Origin of the sequence: Lysobacter sp. yr284 (assembly GCF_900107375.1) — a bacterium.
Lineage (GTDB): Bacteria > Pseudomonadota > Gammaproteobacteria > Xanthomonadales > Xanthomonadaceae > Lysobacter.
The window spans coordinates 196,344-214,529 of sequence record NZ_FNPT01000006.1 but is presented as its reverse complement, the minus strand read 5'-3'; the positions used below and the strand labels follow the sequence as shown (position 1 = coordinate 214,529).

Below are 18,186 nucleotides of genomic sequence, written 5' to 3'. Positions count from 1 at the left end.
GCGCCGTCCGCGCGCGCAACCCGCGTTCGCGCACTGTCTCCCGCGGCCGCGCGCACGCGTGCGCCGGCCGCCTCGAAGGATCGAACCCGCCCGATGAGCGACACCGCTCCGCCCGACGCCTTCGGCCGCATCGTCGACCGCTACGTCGCCGCCTCGCGCGCGGCCTTCGCCGACTGCCTGGCGGCGCTGCCGCTGGACCCCGAAGAAACCGCCCTGGCCCAAGCCGCCGCCGACGAGGCGCTGCGCGGCAACGCCCGGCTCAAGCTCAACCGCGTGCTGCTGCTGGAACTGCACGCAGCGCGCCGCGCCGGCCAGCTAGACGCCGCCGACGACGACGAAGGTTTCGCCCGCTTCGTCGAACTGGCGCTGCAGCCGCAGTTCGATCCGCATCTGGACCGCCGCTATCCGCCGCTGCGCCCGCGCCTGCTGCGCGCGCTGGAACTGCAATCGGCCGCGCTGCAGCGGCTGATGCAACGCTTCGTCGCCGACCGCGACGCGCTGGCGCCGCTGCTCGGCGCGCCGGCCGGACGCTTGCGCGCGCTCGCGCTCGGCCAGGGCGACCTGCACGAAGGCGGCCAGACCGTGGCGCGGCTGCAGTTCGACGCCGGCAACGTCATGTACAAGCCGCGCTCGCTGCGCATCGACGCCGCGCTCGACGGCTTCCTGGCCGAGTTGTTTCCCGACGACCCGCAACGCGTGCGGGTGCCGGCCGTGCTCGACCGCGGCGACTACGGCTGGGCCGCGTTCGTCGCCCATCGCTACTGCGACGGCGACGCGGAACTGGCCCGTTTCTACCGCGGCCTGGGCCATTGGCTGGCGGCGCTGCGCCTGCTCGGCGGCACCGACATCCACCTGGAGAACCTGATCGCGGCCGGCCCGGTACCGGTGGTGATCGACGTGGAAAGCCTGTTCGAGATCGTGCCGCCGCTGCAGGCCAGCGGCTACGGCCAGGCCTACGACTTCGCCCAGGCGCTGATCCGCAATTCAGTGCTGCGCACCGGCATCGTCCCGTTCCGCACCCAGGCGCTGGGCATGGAGGGGGTGGACATTTCCGCCGCCGGCTCGCTGCCGGACCAGCAGCCCAAGGTGCGCACGCCGATCATCTCCGAGGAAGGCACGCCGCGCGCGCGGCTGGCCCTGGTCGAGGTCGAGATGGGCATCGCGCAGAACCATCCCAGCCCGAATCCGGACGTGTCGCGCTACTGGGACTGCATCAGCGACGGCTTCCTCGAACTCACCGCGCGCCTGCACCGGCTCGACGAATCCGGCGCGCTGGCGCCGCAGCTGGCGCGCTTCGCCGGCTGCCGCGTGCGCGAGATCCGCCGCCCCACCCGCGCCTACGTCGAGATCGGCCGCATGCTCTGGCACCCGGCCTCGCTGCACAAGGAAGACGAGGCGGTCGAACGCGCGCGCGACCTGTTCGCGCGCAACTCGGCGATGCTGGCCGGCGGCGACGGCGCGGTCGCCAGCAGCCAGGGCGAGGATCCGCAACTGCACGCCGACATCCAGGCCGAGATCGACGCGCTGCGCCACGGCGACGTGCCGATCTTCGTCGCGCCGCTGCAGGCCGCGCGCATCGACGCGGCGCTGGACGACTGGCGGGCGATGCGCCTGGACCTGGAAGAGCTGACCATCCGCAGCGCCCTGGTCGCCACCGACCTCAATCTGCGCATGCGTTATCGCGAAGAAGAACGCGGCGGCCGCCGCTACGCCGCGCAGGCGCCGCACGCGCGCGACCTCGACGCGCGCCGGCGCGCGCTCGCCGCCGAGGCGATGGCGCGGCTGCTGCGCCTGGCGGTGCGCGGCGACGACGGCTCGACCGTCTGGATCACCCCGGAAATCAGCCGCCACGGCTGGCTGGTGCAGCCGGTGCGTCCGGACCTGTACTTCGGCCTAGGCGGGATCGCGGTGACCCTGGCCGGCTACCTGCACGAAGTCGGCCACGGCCGCGCCGATCCGGTCGAAGGCTTGGAGGCGGCGCTGGAAGGCGCCGTGCGCACCCTGCGCACGATGCAGGCGCTGGAAACGCCGGACACCGTCGGCGCGTTCACCGGCCACGCTTCGCAGGTGTGGACCTGGCTGAGCCTGCACGATCTGCTGCAGCGCCCCGAACTGCTCGACGACGCGCTGGCCTGTGCGCGCGCGCTGGAGGCGCGCGGCTTCGAGGACGACCACTACCTCGACGTGATCGACGGCTCGGCCGGCGCGATCGTGCCGCTGCTGGCGCTGGCCGAGGCCAGCGGCGACCCGCGCTGGCGCGCGCTGGCGGTGCGCGCGGCGCAGCGTCTGGAAGCGACCGCGATCGTCGACGAGGCCGGCGCGCGCTGGGCCGGGATCGAAAGCGCGGTTCCGTCGAACGGATTTTCCCACGGCGCCACCGGCGTGGCCTGGGCGCTGTCGCGGCTGGTCCTGGCCGGCGCCGGCGATGCCGCCCAGCGCGCGCGCTGGAGCGCGCTGGCCGACGCCGCGTTCGGGTTCCAGGAGTCATACTACGAAGAGGCCGCGGGCGACTGGCGCGACGCGCGAGAGAGCGACGGCAGCCGCCATTTCCCGACCTGGTGCCACGGCAGCGTCGGCATCGGCCTGTGCGCCTGCGACCTGTACGCGCGCACCGGCGAAGCCCGCCACCTGCGTACGATGCGCCGCGCGGTCGCCTCCGCGCGCGGGCAGTGGGGGTCCAGCCACACGCTCTGCCACGGCGACATGTCGCTGCACGAATTGTTCGCGCGCGCCGCCGCGCTCGATCCGCACGGCTGCGGCGGCGATCCCGACGAGAGCGCGGCGCAGATCGTCTCGGCGATCGAGGAACACCACGGCATGGTCGGCGGGCTGACCCGCGCGGCGTTCACCCCGGGGTTGATGACCGGGCTGGCGGGCGCGATCCACGGGCTCAACCGTCTGGATCCGCGTTCGACGCTGGCTTCGCCGTTGCTGCTGGAGCGGCGGGCGGCGTCGTAGTTGTCGGGGTTATGGGGTTTGGTCCAGAGCTGGGGCTGTGGGAGGGCCTTCAGGCCCGATGCTTTCCGATCGGTGGCTACGTGGCGGTGCGTGTCGAACCATGGGCGAGTCGATCTCGCTCGGCGTTGGTCGGTGCGGCGATTGCGGCGGACGCGGCGGCGACTTTCGGGCTTTCGCCGGAACGACGGCCGCGCAGTTGCGTATCCGACTGTAGGAGCGGCGCAAGCCGCGACCGCGACAACGCAACCACGACGGAACTTTCGAAATCACCGTAATGGCGAGGTCGCGGCTTGCTCCGCTCCTACAGGGACGTGCCGCGGTGGGCTCGACCTTTAATGTGTGCGTACGCTTGACGACCAGCTTCGATCAAGAGTTTCCGTCCGCAAGCGGCCGGGTCACTTTCTTTGTCCAAAGCAACAAAGAAAGTAACCAAAGAAAGTGCATTAAATTTTTCGAATCAAGAGCCACTAGGTCCTGCACCTTGCGCGGGGCCGCGCCATAAGGGGCATCCTGCCCCATGGCGCGCGCGCGCATCCATGCGCGCGCCCTCCGGGGCTGCGGAACGTGTGCTTTGCGTGGGGTTGCGTCCGAGCGAACGGCAACGGCAACGGCAATATAGATTCTGGCGAAAGCAGTAATACCGGATTGAAACCTTGGATCACTGGACGGTCTGCAGCTCCGTCACGGCGCAGGCCGCACGGCCGGCCCGCTCGCCGTCACCCGCACCTTGGCCCCCTCGTCGCGCTGCGCCTGCACGCCCAGCGCGGCCAGGCGCGACAGCAGCTCTCTGGCGAGGTTGTCCACCGCCCGCGGTAGCCGCCACCAGTGCTCGCTAACCCGCACCGGATCGATCTCGATCCACTCCAATTCGCGGAACGGCAGCGGCCCACAGCCGGAGGACCCGATGTAGCCGGGCACCGGCACGATCAGGAAGGGAGCCACTCCGGCGGCGGCCAACCGCGCGGCTTGAGCCACAGCTTCAGCCGCAGTTCGCGCACGACCGCTACGATTGCGTTCCACTACATCCCCCGCTCCTTGCCGTCTTGCGCCGCGACGGCCGGCGTCGCCGCAGGATCGCGGAGAATACCCACCCGCGCGCCGGTTGCGCATGCCGCGCCGCGCAGCTACGCCGCTGCGCTATCATCCGCACCGCACGACGGAGACCCGCCCAGGACATGTGATCGATACGCCCCCTCGCTGAGACCCCGCTCGGGCCCCACGCTGCCGCACCACGCGGCCGCGGGCCCGGGTCGATCGCCGCGCAGGCGCGCAATGCGCCGCGGCCCCGAAGGAGCGCCGATCATGGCCGAACGTTTCGTTCGCACCACCGCTTTGTGTTTTTCCTGGCCGGACGGCAGTCCGGTGTTCACCGATCTCTCGCTGTTGCTGGGCCCCGGACGCACCGGCCTGGTCGCGCCCAACGGCGCCGGCAAGAGCACCCTGCTGCGCCTGATCGCCGGCGAACTGCAACCGGCTTCGGGCCGGATCGATGTGCGCGGCGCGCTGGCCTATCTGCCGCAGCAGGCGACGCTGCCGGGCGCCGCCCGCGTCGCCGATGCGCTGGGCGTATCGGCGCGGCTGCGCGCGCTCGACGCGATCGCCGCGGGCGCCTGCGATCCGGCGCTGTTCGAGACGGTCGGCGAAGATTGGGACCTGGCCGAGCGCAGCGCCGCCGCGCTGGCGCGCATGGGCCTGGACGGGCTGCCGCTGCAGCGCCGGCTCGATCGCCTCAGCGGCGGCGAACTGACCGCGCTGCAGTTGGCCGCGCGCCTGCTGCAGCGGCCCGATGTGTTGTTGCTGGACGAACCCAGCAACCACCTCGACCGCGCCGCGCGCGAGCGCCTGTATCGCCTGATCGAGGACTGGCCGGGTTGCCTGGTCGCGGCCAGCCACGACCGCGCCCTGCTCGAACGCATGGACCGCATCGGCGAACTGGCGCCGGATGCGCTGCGCGTGCATGGCGGCGGCTACGCGTTCTATCGCCAGGCGGCGCAAACCGAACGCGCCGCGGCCGAACAGGACCTGCGCCAGTTGCGGCAACACGCCAGGCGCGAGCAGCGCGAACGCCAGCAGTCGCACGAGCGCGCGCAGCGCCGCGCCGGGCGGGCGCAGCGCGCGGCGCCGGATGCGGGCCTGCCGCGGATCGTCGCCGGCAATCGCGCGCGCGCCGCGCAGGTGTCGGCGGCCAAGGCCGAGGCGGTGCACGCCGCGCGCAGCGACGCCGCGCGCGCCCGCGCCCGCGAGGCCGCACAGGCCTTGATCGACACGCCCGAACTCGACCTGGACCTGCCGGACACACAGGTGCCCGGCGGGCGCCTGCTGCTGCGCGCACGCGGACTGCAGGCGCGCCACGACGGCGTCGACGCGTTCGCGCCGCCGGGCCTGGACCTGGACATCCGCGGCCCCGAGCGCATCGTCGTCGGCGGCGCCAACGGCGCCGGCAAGTCGACCCTGCTGCGCCTGCTCGGCGGCGTGCGCGCGGCCGACGCGGGCGAGCTGCACTACGGCGAAGGCCGCATCGCCTACCTGCCGCAGGGGCTGGACTTGCTGGATCCGGCGCGCAGCGTGGCCGAGCATCTGCGCGCATCCGCGCCGCGGCTCGACGACGCCGCCCGCGCCAACCTGCTCGCGCGCTGGCTGCTGCGCGGCGCGCGCGCGCAACTGCCGCTGGCGGCGTTGTCCGGCGGCGAACGCCTGCGCGCGGTGCTGGCCTGTGTGCTGCACGCCGAACCCGCGCCGCAGCTGTTGTTGCTGGACGAACCCAGCAACCACCTCGACCTGGATGCGCTGGGCGAACTCGAACGCGCGCTGCGCGCCTATCGCGGCGCGCTGGTCGCGGTCAGCCACGACCCGGCCTTCGTCGCGGCGCTGGCGCCGACGCGGCGGCTGGAACTGGTCGGCGGGCGCCTGCGCGAGGCGCCGTGATCGGCGGTTATCGGCCGGCGCCGCCGAATTGCGCCGGCCAGTCCGCGACCACCGCCTCGATCGCGCGCTGCGCGCGGGCGCGCGCGTTCTCGCCCTCGCGCGGCGGCAGCGGCAGGTCCGGGGCGATCCCGGCGACCTCGTCGCTGCCGTCGCTGCGCAGGCGCACGCAGTTGGGCATGCGCAGGCGCAGGCGCGAATGCGCCAGGGTCAATGGCTCGGCCGAGACCATGAAGCCGCACCCATCGCCGCCGGTGCGCTGGCCGAGCATGCGCGCGACGCCGTTGTTGCGCAGGGTCGCGGCGAACATCTCCGCGGCCGAGAACGTGCGCGCATCGGTCAGCACGTACAGCGGGCCGTCCCACGCGCCCCAATGGTCGTCCATCTGGATCGGCCAATGCAGGCGCTTGGCCACGCGCGCGTTGCCGTAGGCGCCGGCGGGCAAGCTGTCCAGCGGGCCGCCGGCGGAACCGGCCTCGACCAGCCGCCGGCAGTGCGTGCCGTTCCAGTCGCGGCGCTCGCGCCACACCCAGGACAGCTCGCAGCGGCCCTCGCGCGCGCGGGCACGGGCGGCGCGAAAGCGCTCGGTCTGCCGGTCCAGCGCCTGGATCGCCTGCGCATCCGGGGCGAAGCCGCGCGCCTGGGCCAGGTTCTCGAGTTGCTCGTCGAGGTAAGCGGCCGCGGCGGGCGACTGCGACACCAGCAGCGGCGAGGAACGCAGCGGCTTGCGGGTGAACAAACGGGTGGCGATGTCGCCGCTGTCGTCGCCGCCGCCGTTGCGGCCGACATCGACGATCAGCGCCTGCGCGCCCTGCGCCGCCAATCGCTTGAGCTGCGCCTCCAGCGCGGCGTACCAAGCGTCGTCGATCTGCGCGGGCAGCCGCGAGCGCCATGCCTGCGCGTCGCCGGCGCCGGCCACCTCGGGATGGTTCCACGCCGCCAGGCACAGCGAGGGATAGCTCTCGCGGCTGAATTCCTTGAGCCGCACCACGCCGACGCGCGCTCCCTGCGCCGTGTCCATCAGCCCGACCCGGAACGGCCCGGCGACGCCGTCCTCCAACAGACGAAAGCCCGGCAGCGATTCGAACGGCAGCGAGAACGGCACCCGCGCGTCGCCGCCGTCGTAGCCCAGCGCGGCGCAACCGGCCACCGCGTCGAGGCGGCGCGCGTCCGCGGGCGGCGGCGCCGCGACCGGTTCGGCCGCGGCCGGCTGCAGGGTCGGCACGAACGAGAAATGGCCGTCGCCGAAACCGGCGACGAAATCGCGCAGTGCGCGCTCGGCCTGGGCGTCGTTCTCGGCGCCGTCGAGCGCGCGCGCGGTGGCGCGGTCGAGCGCGGGCAGATCGACCCCGCCCTGCGGCGAGGCGAACCAGGCCAGGTTGGCGTATTCGCGTTCCAGCGTCCGCTTGAGCTGGGCGTAGTCCTGCCGCCACGGCGCGGGATCGAAACCGGCGGCGGTGCAGGGCGAGGCCGCGGCGATCAGCGCGGCGGCGAGAAGGGACAAGCGACTGGCGCGCATCGGCGGTTCCGGCGGCAATGGACAATGGCGGCCAGTATCGGCGCCGCCGCGGGCCGGTTCTTGGACGCCGCTAGCGTCGGGTACGGCGCTAGCGTTTGCGCAAGCGCTAGTCGCGGCGCGCGCGCCGGCGCGCCGCCGGCGTGGTCCCGCGCAAGGCGCGGAACACCCGGCTCATGTGGGCCTGGTCGCAGAAGCCGCAGGCGATCGCGATCTGCGCCAGCGACGCGCGCTCGCCGTCGAGCAGGCGCTCGGCGCGCTGCACCCGGATCTCGCGCAGGTAACCGCCGACCGACACGCCGAAGGCGCGCTTGAACTCGCGCGCCACATGGGTGGGATGGCGGCCGACTTCGCGCGCCACGCCGTCCAGCGCCAGTTCCCCGGCCTGGTGTTCGTGCAGGTAGTCGCGCACGCGCTGCAGCCAGGCCGCGCGCCCGCGTTCCTCGCCGCTGCGGCCGAACAGGCCCAGCAGCTCCAGCACCAGGCCCTCGACCACCATCGCCGCGCAGTCGTCGCGCGCGTCCAGTTCCGCCGCCATCTCGCGCGCCAGCGCCGCCAGCCGCGGCGCGGCGACGTGGCGGCCCGGCTCGAGCGCGCCGCGCGCGGCCAGGAACTCCAGCGCCGCCGGCGCCGGACGCAGCAGCAGCTTGCGCGCGCCCTCGCCGGCGAAACGCTGCGAATGCGGCTCGCCGGCGGCGCAGTACAGCAGGTGCCCGGGGCCGTGCGCGACCGCGCGACCGCGCTGGGTTTCCTCATAGCGGCCCGACACCACCAGGCACAGCGAGGGTTCGTCGTGGCGATGCGCGGGCATGGCCGTGGCCGGCGCATAGGCCTTGCAGCGGATCGACTGCATCCAGGTCGGCTGGGGTGCGCTGGCGGCTCGCATAGGCCGAGCATAGTACGCCGCCGGCGCCATGGGTTTGCCGGCGGCGGCGACAGCGCGGCGGGCGGCGCCGCGCTGCGCTGCGCTTCGCTTACTTGCGCGGGGCCGGCGACGGCACGGCGAAGGCGGCGCGGATCGCCTCGTCCTCGACCGCGCGGTAGATGGTGCCGTGGCTCAGGTCCGGCCGCGGCCGGTACTCCCAGGCCAGGCCGGCGGGCGCCTGCGCGCGCAGCAGGTCGGCCAATCGCTGGGTCTGCGGGGCGATGTTGTCCTCGTCGGCCGAGTACAGCCGCAAGGTCCGCGCCGGCAACGCCTTGCGGCGGTCGCGCAGCAACGCCGGCGCCTGGGTCAGCAACGCGTCGCGGTTCCACCACAGGCTCGGGCTGATCGCGATGTAGACGTCGAACAGGCGCGGCTCGCGCAGGAAGGTCTCGGCCACGAACAGCCCGGCCAACGACTCGCCGACGATGCCGCGGCGCGACTGGGTGCGCAGGCGGCGCTCGACCTGCGGGATCAGCTCGTCGCGGATGAACGCGCGGAACTGCGCCGAGCCGCCCAGCGTCGGCGCCAGTTTGAGTTCTTCGGCGACCTCGGTCGGCCCGGTCATGTCGCGCTTGCGCTGGGTGTTCTCGATCCCGACCACGAACATCGGCGCGATCGCGCCGGCGGCGATGGCGCGATCGACCGCGTCGGCGACATGCGGGAAGTCTTCCTGCAGGCCGCCGTCGGGCATGTACAGCACCGGGTGCCGGTCGCGGCCCCGCTCGGCGTAACCCGGCGGCGCGTAGATATTGATCCGGCGGGTCTCGCCGAGGATCTTCGAGTCCAGGGTGAAGCTGCCGTACACCTTGGCCGCGTCCGCCGCGTCCGCCGCGGTCGGCGCGGCCGGCGCGGATTGCTGCGCGCAGGCCGGCGCGACGGCGAAGGCGCAGGCCACGGCAAGCGACAGCAGCGCGGCGCGCACGCCGCGACGGTGGATCTTCAAGGTTCGGCTCCGTCGCGCGAGCGACCGGGCCGCGCGTCGGCGCGATCGTAGCAGGACGCGCGCGACCGGCGGCGAACGCCGGCGCGGCCGATCTTGTCGTTTCGGTGCCGGGCCGGCGCGGCCCGACGCCTCAGTCGACGGACTCGCGGTCCGCGCGTGCGTGGGCAGCGTCGGCGGAATCGGTGCGCCCGCGCTGGCCGCGCTCCTGGTTGAGCCGGATCCGCCGCCGGGTGCGGATGAACTCGACCGCCACCGCGCTCAACGGCGCAACTCGCGCATCGATGCCGAACACCCGCAGCAGCACGCTGCGCTCTTCGCGGCTCAGATCGCCGTTGTCCAACCCCGGCGCTGCGGCGCCGCGTACGTCCCCTGCCTCGTCCATGCCGGTCCCGCTCCCCTGGCGCCCCCGCGCCGCAGAATCCGCGCGCCCGCATGCGGGCGCGCGCAAACCCCATCCCATCAGATCAAATGCGTCGCCCATGCGCCGAACGCCAGCGCCGCCACCGCCGCGACCGCGGCCGCCGAAGCCGCGCCGACCAGGATCCGGTCCTGCTTGCGCGCGCGTTGCAGCGCGTCGCCGTAGGGCATCGTGGTGTGGGCGATCATCGTGTACAGCGGCAGCCAGGTGCGCGGCAACAACCGGTTCAGCGCCACGTCGATGCGCTTGCGCGCCAGGAACCAGAACGACTGCACCTTCTGCTTGAGCTCGACGAAGTTGGCCTTGGACAGCTCGGCCAAGGTGTCGGTGTGCGGCCGGCGGGTGCGCTCGTAGTCGGCGAACGCGGCGCGGCGGTCGCCCGGATGGCGGGCCAGCGCGGCCATCAGCGCCGAGCAGTCCTCGAACGCGGAGTTCATGCCCTGGCCGTAGAACGGATACACCGCGTGGCAGGCATCGCCGACCAGCACGATCCACTCGTCCAGGCTCCACGGCGCGGTGCGCGTGGTGATCAGCGAACCGGTCGGATGGCGGTCCCAGTCGTCCACCAGGGTCGGCAGCAGCGGCACCAGGTCGGGGAAATACTTGTCGAACAGCGCGCGGATTTGCGCCGGCGTGCGCGTGCTGGCGAAGCTGTCCGGCCCTTCGTGCGGCAGGAACAGGGTCAGCGTGTGCGAGCCGTCGCGGTTGGGATGGGAGACGAAGAAACAATGCACGCGCGGCCACACGTGCAGCGCCTCCAGCCGGATCTGCGAGCCGCCGTCGGGCAGCGCCGCCAGGCTCAGTTCCTTGTAGCCCCACTCCAGGTATTCCTGGTGGTAGTCGGCGCGCTCGCCGCGCTGCATCTCGCGGCGCGCGCGCGAGAACGCGCCGTCGGCGCCGACCGTCCAGGCCGGTTTCACCCGCACCGGCAGCCCGCCGTGCTCGAACTCCAGCTCGCGCGCGTCCTTGTCGATCCGCGCCAGCCGGTGCTCGAAGTGCAGGCGCACCTGCGGATGGCGTTGGGCGTGGTCGAGCAGCAGGCGGTTGAGTTCGTTGCGGTCGATCGAATGCAGGACCTCGCCGCGGTCCTTGCCGTAGGGCTGGAAACGGGTGCTGCCGTCGGGCGCGTGGATCACCCGCCCGGCCATCGCCACGGTCAGCGGCATCACCTCGTCGAGCAGGCCGACTTCGCTCAGCGCCTGGATGCCGCGCTTGGACAGGCCCAGGTTGATCGAACGCCCGCCGCCGGACTGGTCCACGCGCGGATCGCTGCGGCGCTCGTACACGTCCACGCCGATGCCCTGGCGCGCCAGCGACAGCGCCAGCAGCGAGCCGGCCAGGCCGCCGCCGACGATGGCCACGCGGCCGGCCGCGTTGTTGTGCTCGGTCATCGCGGGACCTCAGGCGCTGGCGACGGTGGGCTTGGCCGCGGCGGCGGACTGCGCCTGCAGCTCGATCTCCGCCTCCACCAGCGCCTTCACCGCCTGGTCGAAGTAGTTGCGCCGCACCGTGCCGCCGAGCCGGCGCAGGTACGAGCGCAGGAACTGGCTGCGCACCTGCGCGGTGTCGAGCGAGCGGCGCAGGAACGGCAGGTCGGTCTCGACCATCTGCCGGATCGCCAGCATCGGCACCGGGCTGCGCAGCGGGCGGAAGTCCGGATTGCGCAGGCCGGGGCTCTCGTTGGTGGCGTGGAACTCGCCGAGCATCAGCCCCAGGTCGACGAAGCTGGGCTTGAGCTGCTGCTGCACTTCGTCGACGAACGCGGCCGCATCGTCGCCCAGGTGCGGGAACACGATCAGCACGGTCTTGTTGATCGCCACCTGGCCGGTGCGCGGCTCGATCTCGCCGAACAGGTCGCGGTACACGCTGATCAGCTCGACGATGCGGTCCAGGCTGACGTCGCGGTCCTGGATCTCGGCCAGCCAGATGGTGTCCAGCGCCAGCGCGGTCGGGGTGAACGGGCACACCGGCCCGGGGCGGCCCACGTCCGGATGCGGACGGGCGAGGAAGTTGCGGATCCACGCCACCGTGCGCGGCAGCGGCGCGTCGGCCGGCTGGTCGCGCTCGACCGTGGAGGCCTGCATCAGCTTGCCGCGGGCCGCGGCCACCGGGGTCTCGACCACGGTCTGCGCCTGCATCATCAGTCGGTCGGTTTCGATGACCGGAGTGGAATCGTTGTCTGGAATCATTGCCGTTTCATCCCTGCATACTTGGCTTGGTTCGAACCCACGCAGCGCTCAGCGCGGCGGTCCGTGTGCGCTTCGCCGGTGGCGGCGAGGCTGCGTGTGTTTCCGGTCGAAAGCGTCCTGATCGGCAACCGTCCCGGTGGTGAGGTTTTTCCCTGGCCCGATCTGGATAGATCGCAATCCGGGGGCGCTTCCCGTCGTCTTCGCCTTCCCTCGCCCGCCCGCGCCGATGCGCCCAGGCCGGCGCGGGGCGGCGGTTCGCGCCGGGCGCGCCCGGCCGGGCCGCGGATCAGACTGCGCATCGGGCCTCTCCCTGGGCGGCGCCGGCGGGCGCCTGGGAAGCAGCATGCTCCACCGCTGGCGCAGCCAATGCGTCTGGCAGGTCGTTCTCGACCTCGCGGATCGCACGCCGCGACCACGCCACCGCGGCGATGGTCATCATCGCCGCGCCCAGCACCAGGAACATCAGCCCCAGCCCGCGCCCCGGCCCGACCCCGATCAACAGGCCGAGCGAGCCGGCCAGCGCGCCGTCGGCCGCCATCAACGGCTCGAACACGTGCTCGGCCAGCGGGCCGGCCAGGCAGAACGCCAGCGGCATCGCCGATTCGGCCAGCACGCGCTGGATCGCGAAGCAGCGGCCCTGCAGTTCCGCCGGCACCTTGCTCTGCCACAGCGTCGCATTGCAGGCGTTGATCACCGGCACGCTGAGGAAGAACGCGAAACCGGCCACCACCAACAGCGGGAACGACGGCTGCAGGCCGTGCGCGGCCAGGAACAACCCGGCCAGCATCGAGAAGCCGAGCACGCCGACCACGCGCCGGCGCGGCCCGCCCCAGGTGCTCATCAACACGCCGCCGAACAGCAGGCCGCTGCCGCCGATGGCCATCTGCACGCCCAGCAGCGCCGGATCGGCGACCGACAGGATCAGCGGCGTGATCGCGATGCTGGCGATGCCGAACATGAAGTTGCTCAGGCCGAACACGATCAGCAGCCCCATCAGCCCGCGCCGCTCGCGCACGTAGGCGAAGCCGGTCGAGGCTTCCTGCCACAGGCCCTGCTGCGGCGCCTGCGGATCGCGCGCCAGCCGCGGCACCTTGGCCAGGCACAGCGCCAGCAGGCCGACCACGAAGGTCAAGGCATCGACCACCAGCACGCCCTGCAGCGAGATCGTGCTGACCAGCACGCCGGCCAGCAGCGGCCCGCCGACCTGGGCGACGGCGAAACCGGTCTGGACCAGGCCGTTGACCCGAGTCAGTTGGTCGGGACTGGCCAACAGCGGGATGCTCGCCGCGTACGCCGGCTGCAGGAACGCGTTCGACAGCGCGACCGCGCCGACGCCCACGTAGATATGCCACATCGACAGGTGTCCGCTCGCCAGCAATCCCGCCAACGCCAGCATGGTCGCGGCCGAGATCGCCTCGCACACGATCATGGTGCGGCGGCGGTCCCAGCGGTCGACCAGGGCGCCGGCGAACGGCGAGATCAACAGCGCCGGCACCGCCATCGACACGAACACCAGGGCGAAGCGCGTGGTCGAACCGGTGGTCTGCAGCACCCACACGCCGAGCGCGAAGGTGGTCAGGCGCGAACCCACGCCGGAGACCAGCTGGCCGAACCAGATCAGCAGGAAATTGCGCAGTCCCGACCAGCGGCTCATGCTTCGGCCTCCACCGGCGCCGGCAGCACGCCGCGCGCCTGCAGGAAGCGCAGGTACAGCCGCATCAACGCGGTGTCGGCCGGCGGGCAGACCAGTCCCAGCGGCTCGACCGCGCGCGTGCTGGCGCTGCAGTCGAACTGCGGCTCGCGCGGGTTGGGATGCTCGGGGAACAGGCCGGCGAACGGCGCCAGCGCGTTCTCGCGCGAGACCGCGGCCTGCGCCAGCAGTTCGCGCCGCCACTGCGGGTAGTCGATCTCCTCGACCTGCAGGCCGGCTTCGCGCATCGCCCGCACCGCGTCGGGAATCGGCAGGCGGCGCCGGTTGTAGAAGTGGAAGGTGCCGTTGGCCTCGCCCGCGCCGAGGGCGATGCGCACGATCGCGCGGCCGACGTAGTCCACCGGCGCCATGTCGAAGGCTTCGTCGGGCAGGTGCGGCGCGCGGCCGAGCTGCACGCAGCCGCGGATCCAGGCGTTGAAGTAGTCGCCGGCGTTGCTGGCGCCGGTGTGGCTGTCGCCGGTGATGCGCGCCGGGCGGTAGATCGCCACCGGCAGGCCGCGCTCGCGCGCCAGCAGCGCCAGCTGTTCGCCGACCCACTTGCTCTGGTTGTAGCCGCCGTATTGCTCGTCGGCGCGCGGCGGCGGATCGGACTCGCGCACGATGCGGTCCAGGTTCGACGCGGTCAGGCACACGCCCAGGGTCGACACCAGGTGCACCGGCTTGACCCGGTGCCGGGTGGCCAGCCGCAGCACTTCGCGGGTGCCGCCGACGTTGGCCGCTTCCAGGTGCTCGTACGGGGCGAGGAAATTGACCTGGCCGCCGTTGTGGAAGATCGCCTCGGCGCGCTTCGCCAGCGCGTCGAAGCCGGCTTCGTCCAGGCCCAGCCGCGGCAGGGCGAGGTCGCCCAGCACGATGCGCAGGCGCGCCTGGTCGCCTTCGCGCCACAAGTCGTAGCCGCGCAGGTTGTTGCGGATGCGGGCGAGGCCGTCCTCGTCGCTGCCGGCGCGCACCAGGCACAGGATCTCGGCGTCGCCGACGTCGAGCAGCTCGCGCACCATATAGGCGCCGAGGAAACCGGTGGCGCCGGTGATCAGCACCGAACGCGGATGCGCGCGCGAGGCCGCCGGCAGCGCGGCGTTGCGCGGATGGATGTCGTCGTCCAGCTGCACCTTGGCGGCGAGGTCGAACTCGTCCTCGCCGCCGCCGGCGCGCAGTTCGTCGATGCGCCGGGCCAGCGCGGCCAGGGTCGGCGCGGCGAACACCGTCGCCAGCGGCACCTCCACGCCGAGCGCGGCGTGCAGCTTGAACACCAGCGGCAGGGTCATCAGCGAATCGCCGCCGATGGCGAAGAAATCGTCGTCGGCGCTGATCCGCTCGCGGCCCAGCACCTCGCGCCAGACCGCCAGCACCGCGCGTTCGGTGTCGCTGGAAGGCTCGACCAAGGGCCGCTGCTCCAGCAATTCCTCGCTCGGTTCGGGCAGCGCCTTGCGGTCGATCTTGCCGTTGCGGTTGAGCGGCATGGCCTGCAGCCGCACATAGGCCGACGGCAGCAGCGCCTCGGGCAGGCTGCGCGCGAGATGCTCGCGCCACTGCGCCGGGCCGCTGTTTTCGTCGGCGACCAGATAGGCGACCAGGCGCTTGTCGCCGGGCCGATCCTCGCGCAGCAGCACCGCCGCGGCCTCGATCTGCGGATGCGCTTCCAGCGCGCTCTCGATCTCGCCCAGCTCGATGCGGAAACCGCGCAGCTTGACTTGATGGTCGCGGCGGCCGAGGAACTGCAAGGTGCCGTCGGCGTTCCAGCGCGCCAGGTCGCCGGTGCGGTACAGCCGCCCGCCCGGCGCGAACGGGTCGGCCGGGAACGCCTCGGCGCTCAGCTCGGGCCGGTTGAGGTAGCCGCGCGCCACGCCGGCGCCGCCGATGCACAGCTCGCCGGCGGCGCCGCGCGGCGCCAGTTCGCCGTGCGCGTCGACCACGTACAGGCGCACGCCCGGCAGCGGCCGGCCGATCGGCAGCTCGCGCGCAGCGAACTCGCCGCCGTCGCGGGTGCTCAGCATCGCCGCGCACACCGAGGTCTCGGTCGGGCCGTAATGGTTGCTCAGCGCGACCCGGCCGTCGGTGATCGCGGCGAAACGGCGCACCTGCTCGACCCCGACGCTCTCGCCGCCGATCATCATCAGCCGCAGCTGCGGCAGCAGCGCGGCATCGCGCGTGCGCGCCGCCCAGCCCTCGCTCCAGCGCCGCCACAGCGCGGCCGGCGCGTCGATCGCACTGACTGCGTGCTGCGCGCAGAACGCTTCCAGCTCGAACGGGCCGAGCTCGGTCGGATTGGGATGCAGCACCAGGGCCGAGCCGCTGGCCAGCGCCGGAAACACGTCGCCGACCGAAGCGTCGAACACCAGCGGCGGAATCATCAGCAGGCGCTGCCCGGCGAAATCGTGGCCGGCCATGAAGCCCAGGGTCAGGTTGACCGCGCCGCGATGCTCGACGGTCACGCCCTTGGGCTGGCCGGTCGAACCGGAGGTGTAGATGACATAGGCCGCGTCGTCGGCGGCGATGTCGTCGCAGGGCCGCTGCGGCGACGCGTCGGCCTCGTCGCTGGCGAGCAGCGGCACCTGCGTGCCGAGCTGCTGCGCACGCGCGCGCCATTGCGGCGGCGCCAGCAGCGCCTTGGCCGCGGTGTCTTCGAGCAGGAACTGCAGGCGGTCGTCGGGATGCGCCGGGTCCAGCGGCACGTACGCCGCGCCCGCGGCGAGCGCGCCGAGCACCGCCACCAGCGCCTCGATCGAGCGATCGGTCAGCACCGCCACCCGGCTCTCGCGGCCCGCGCCGAGTTCGCGCAGGCGCCGGCCCAGGCCGTTGGCGCGATGCAGCAGCTCGCGGTAGCTCAGCGAACGGCCGGGCTCGACCAGCGCCGGCGCGTCGGGCGTGCGCGCGGCCTGGGCGGCGAACAGCGAATACAGATCGTTGTGCGCGCACGGCGACGCCGCGCCGCCGTCGCCCAGGGCGAGCAGTTGCGCGCGCTGCGCCGCGGGCAGCAGCGACAGCTGCGCCAGCGGCCGGTCCGGCGCGGCCAGGGCGTTGCGCAGCAGGGTTTCCAGCTGCTGCTCCAGGCGCTCGATGGTGTCGGCGTCGAACAGGTCGCGGTCGTAGTCGAAGCTGCCGACCAGGCCGCCGTCGCTGGCCGCGCCCAGGGTCAGGGTGATCTCGAAGCGCGCCGCCATCTCCTGCGACTCGAACACGCGGGTGTCCAGGCCGTGCAGGCGCAGCGGTTCGGCGACCGCGTTCTGCAGCACGAACAAGGTCTGGAACAGCGGCGTGCGTCCGGGCGCGCGCTCGATCTTGAGCTCGTCGATCACCCGCTCCAGCGGCGCGTCGGCATGGCTCATCGCATCCAGCACATGGCCGCGCGTGCGGCGCAGCAGTTCGCGCAGGCTCGGTTCGCCGGACAGGTCGCCGCGCAGCGCCAGGGTGTTGACGAACAGGCCGATCAGCGGCGCGGTGCCGGGTTCGCCGCGGTTGGCCACCGGCGAGCCGACGACCACGTCGTCCTGGCCGCTGTTGCGCGCCAGCACCGCCTGGAACGCAGCCAGCAGCAGCATGAACAAGGTCGCGTTCTCGCCCTTGGCGAAGTCGCCGGCGGCGCGCACCAGTTCCGGCGGCAGGTACATCGCATAGCGCGCGCCGCGGCCCAGCGGCGCGCTCGAACGCGGCCGGTCGGTGGGCAGGTCGAGCAGGCCGCCGGTGCCGGCCAGCGCATCGCGCCAGAACGCCAACTGGCGGGCCTGCGCCTGCTCGTGCGCGGGTTCGCGCTGCCACAGCACGCAGTCGCCGAACTGCAGCGCCGGCGGCGCCGGCGGCGCCAATCGGCCTTCGGCCGTGGCGCCGGTCTCGGCGGCGTAGAAGCGGTTGAATTCGTCGAACAGCACGCCCAGCGACCAGGCGTCGGAGACGATGTGGTGCAGCACCACCAGCAGCGCGTGGTTGTCGCGGTCCAGCCGTACCAGGGTGGCGCGCAGCAGCGGCGGCCGGGCCAGGTCGAACGGACGCACGGTTTCCTGGTCGGCGCGGCGCTGCAGTTCCGCTTCGCGGCGCTGCGGGTCGAGGTCGCTCAGGTCGATCGTCGGCACCGCGAACGCGACCTGCGCGGCCACGCTCTGGCGCGGCTCGCCGGCGACTTCGGCGAAGCCGGTGCGCAATGATTCGTGCCGCGCGATCACCGCGGCGAACGCGCGCTGCACGGCGCCGGCGTCGAGCGCGCCGCGCAGGCGCAGGTGCGCGTACACGTGGTACGCGCCGGTGCCCGGCTGCAGGCGCTCGAAGAACCACATGCGCTGCTGCGCCGCCGACAGCGGCAGCGGCGCGCCCGGATCGAGCGCGCGCGGCCGGATCGGTTGCGCCGCCGTACCCGCGCTCTTGCGCGCGGCCAGTTGCCGCAACAACAGCTCGCGCTGCTGCGGGCTCAACCGCGCCAGGCGCTCGGCGGTGGCGTCGTGCGCACCGTTGCCTTGTGAAGGAGGCGAAGACGAACTCATGCGTGCTGCTTCATCCTTGACTACCGTTGCAGGAGGCGCTGGCCCCAGCCAAGCGCCGCGAACCGCTCGCGGGCCGCCGCTCCCGACGGCGGCCCGATACATCCACTGCACTAACGCAATTCCCGGAAAAAC

General features: G+C 72.9%; 11 protein-coding genes. 2 read left to right on the top strand and 9 right to left on the bottom strand.

What is annotated here, in order from left to right; genetic code table 11:
* Nucleotides 1-93: 93 nt before the first annotated feature.
* Nucleotides 94-2,958 carry a type 2 lanthipeptide synthetase LanM family protein gene (locus tag BLV01_RS12405; RefSeq protein ID WP_091799654.1) on the top strand — a complete coding sequence of 955 codons (2,865 nt, stop codon included), beginning with the start codon at nucleotides 94-96 and terminating at the stop codon, nucleotides 2,956-2,958.
* 681 nt (nucleotides 2,959-3,639) lie between these two features.
* Here the strand turns inward: BLV01_RS12405 and BLV01_RS12400 are convergent.
* Nucleotides 3,640-3,978, bottom strand: a complete 339-nt coding sequence (locus tag BLV01_RS12400; protein WP_139178652.1) for a hypothetical protein — start codon at nucleotides 3,976-3,978, stop codon at nucleotides 3,640-3,642.
* A 282-nt stretch (nucleotides 3,979-4,260) separates the two neighbouring features.
* On the opposite strand from BLV01_RS12400, the gene BLV01_RS12395 reads away from it, so the two are divergent.
* Entirely contained in the window at nucleotides 4,261-5,883 is a 1,623-nt protein-coding gene (locus tag BLV01_RS12395) for an ABC-F family ATP-binding cassette domain-containing protein (protein ID WP_091800020.1), read from the top strand.
* Between the two features lie 7 nt (nucleotides 5,884-5,890).
* Here BLV01_RS12395 and BLV01_RS12390 read toward each other — a convergent pair whose 3' ends face one another.
* From BLV01_RS12390 to BLV01_RS12355, 8 genes are all read right to left on the bottom strand, one after another.
* Complete coding sequence (locus BLV01_RS12390) at nucleotides 5,891-7,399, bottom strand: S41 family peptidase (protein ID WP_139178651.1); 1,509 nt, start codon at nucleotides 7,397-7,399, stop codon at nucleotides 5,891-5,893.
* Between the two features lie 106 nt (nucleotides 7,400-7,505).
* Nucleotides 7,506-8,282: a helix-turn-helix transcriptional regulator gene (locus tag BLV01_RS12385; RefSeq protein WP_217633501.1), complete on the bottom strand. Its 777-nt coding sequence runs from the start codon at nucleotides 8,280-8,282 to the stop codon at nucleotides 7,506-7,508.
* An 88-nt stretch (nucleotides 8,283-8,370) separates the two neighbouring features.
* Nucleotides 8,371-9,264 carry an alpha/beta hydrolase gene (locus BLV01_RS12380; protein ID WP_254782629.1) on the bottom strand — a complete coding sequence of 298 codons (894 nt, stop codon included), beginning with the start codon at nucleotides 9,262-9,264 and terminating at the stop codon, nucleotides 8,371-8,373.
* Between the two features lie 130 nt (nucleotides 9,265-9,394).
* Complete coding sequence (locus BLV01_RS12375; RefSeq protein WP_139178650.1) at nucleotides 9,395-9,646, bottom strand: hypothetical protein; 252 nt, start codon at nucleotides 9,644-9,646, stop codon at nucleotides 9,395-9,397.
* A 77-nt stretch (nucleotides 9,647-9,723) separates the two neighbouring features.
* Nucleotides 9,724-11,073: an FAD-dependent oxidoreductase gene (locus tag BLV01_RS12370; RefSeq protein WP_217633500.1), complete on the bottom strand. Its 1,350-nt coding sequence runs from the start codon at nucleotides 11,071-11,073 to the stop codon at nucleotides 9,724-9,726.
* Between the two features lie 9 nt (nucleotides 11,074-11,082).
* Complete coding sequence (locus tag BLV01_RS12365; RefSeq protein ID WP_091799638.1) at nucleotides 11,083-11,871, bottom strand: DUF6875 domain-containing protein; 789 nt, start codon at nucleotides 11,869-11,871, stop codon at nucleotides 11,083-11,085.
* 286 nt (nucleotides 11,872-12,157) lie between these two features.
* Nucleotides 12,158-13,525, bottom strand: coding sequence for an MFS transporter (locus BLV01_RS12360; protein ID WP_091799635.1), 1,368 nt, complete (start codon nucleotides 13,523-13,525; stop codon nucleotides 12,158-12,160).
* The gene (locus BLV01_RS12355) at nucleotides 13,522-18,054 is read right to left on the bottom strand and encodes a non-ribosomal peptide synthetase (protein WP_175485902.1); all 4,533 of its coding nucleotides are present in this window, start codon (nucleotides 18,052-18,054) and stop codon (nucleotides 13,522-13,524) included. Before BLV01_RS12355 ends, BLV01_RS12360 begins: the two co-directional genes overlap by 4 nt.
* Between the last annotated feature and the right edge of the window lie 132 nt (nucleotides 18,055-18,186).